Source organism: Caballeronia terrestris, assembly GCF_001544515.1.
Classification (GTDB): domain Bacteria; phylum Pseudomonadota; class Gammaproteobacteria; order Burkholderiales; family Burkholderiaceae; genus Caballeronia; species Caballeronia terrestris.
Genome location: NZ_FCOL02000360.1, coordinates 1 through 1,606 on the forward strand (window position 1 = coordinate 1; position 1,606 = coordinate 1,606).

At 57.9% G+C, this 1,606-nt stretch carries 1 protein-coding gene and 1 pseudogene; both read left to right on the forward strand.

Annotated elements, in window-relative coordinates; all coding sequences use genetic code 11:
* Positions 1-384: 384 nt before the first annotated feature.
* Positions 385-708: pseudogene (locus AWB67_RS37390) on the forward strand (DDE-type integrase/transposase/recombinase); the annotation flags it as partial.
* 164 nt (positions 709-872) lie between these two features.
* Positions 873-1,133 carry a hypothetical protein gene (locus AWB67_RS40395; RefSeq protein WP_125477865.1) on the forward strand — a complete coding sequence of 87 codons (261 nt, stop codon included), beginning with the start codon at positions 873-875 and terminating at the stop codon, positions 1,131-1,133.
* The last annotated feature ends 473 nt before the right edge of the window (positions 1,134-1,606 follow it).

The window sequence follows — 1,606 nt, forward strand, 5'->3', positions numbered from 1 at the left end:
GCCTGCGGCAGGCTTAGCCTGCCGCATTCTCAGACGCTTGTCCAAAGAATTCTCGACGGCCCTCGCGCGACGCATACCAAAAAAGCGGCCATTGCAGCTTTAGATGCGCTGGTCAGCGTGGGGACCGGTGCAAGGCGTTGACGGCGCAGAACGACATCCCGCAGTTCATCGCAGGCGGTCATATCGGCTACCACGAGCCCACTGATCGCGGCGCAGGTGCTTGAAGCGGGGCGCCGTGCCGAAGGAATAGAGAATTACGTGCTTGCGATCGGCGAGCCGCCGGCGACGAAGGGGATACCCGCCTTCGGTGTTCGCCAAGCTCCCCGCGCTGGTTGAGCGCACCGGCAACGGTCCGGAAGGCAGAGGGTCGATCAGGGCCTTCTTCAGTTGCGCCGCTATCCGGCGGCAAAAGCGGAGATCCCGGAACTTGCAAACGTCAAGCACGTGTTCGTCAAAGCGGCCGCGCGACTGAACAACCGCGCCGAGAACAGCCACCAACCAACGCGCGAACGCGAGCGTCGCATGCGCGGCTTTCGCGACCCAAAACGCACACGGAAATTTCTCTCGTGCTTCGGGCCGATCAGGCAACACTTCGCGCTCAAGCGGCATCTGCTACGCGCTTCACTCTATCGCAAACAACTCGCGGCGCTATTCGTTGCCTGGCGCGAACTCACCGAAGGCACCCGAAATCCGTCCTTCGCGTTCTGAGGTACGCTTTTTCCTGCCGTCTTTCCGACTCAGTCTCGATAAGTTGACAGAATTTGCACAAGCAAGAAGTTAAGGTTGTTGAGCGCACACATCGCGAATCGCTGCGGGCCATAGAATCATAGCGCCTGGTTCGGGCGCTTATAAATAATTCGAGAGAGACAAAAATGAAAAAATTGATTCTGTGTGCAACCGCACTGATGCCACTGCTCGCAAACGCACAGTGGAGCGGTTCTCAACAACAGCACGGCAATCTTGGCTACGGGAATTACTCGGGTCCGAACGGTCAGTCGATGAGTTCGTCGACGCAGACATACGGCAATACCACGTACACCAATCAGAACTACAACGACGGTCAAGGCCATACTTCGACGCGCAACTGCACCTCAAGTCGGTACGGCAGTCAGGTTTATACGAACTGTAACTGAGGCTACTTGATACAGGGGAGAACCGAAAAATGAAACCAACTATCGTACTTGTGCTTGCCTCCCTTGCCATATTCCTCGCTGGTTGCACCGGCTTGGGCGGTGCCATGGCCGCGGGCGCCCTTCAAGGATTCGGCAACGGTCTCCAACAAGCCATGGATGACTAATGATCCGGCGGCACACCTGTCCGGAATGGTTGCTGAAGCGATTCTGCCGCTTCAGTAGACTAACAACGGGCGTGCGTGCCGCCCTAGAACGGCCGCTTGAACGAGGATCAAGAAACCTTGCTTTTACGTCCATTCACAAATGCTGACGTGGGCGAATGCCGAGGGCCATGAGCGACCGACCGTTGCTGTCATCAAGAGACATCCGACCTACCGCGTGTCGAACGGTCGATGAGGGTCGACTTTCGCCCGACGTCGCGCGAGCCGACAAAAAGCGCGAGAACAAGCGAGCGAGGTCGGCGCCCGGTACGG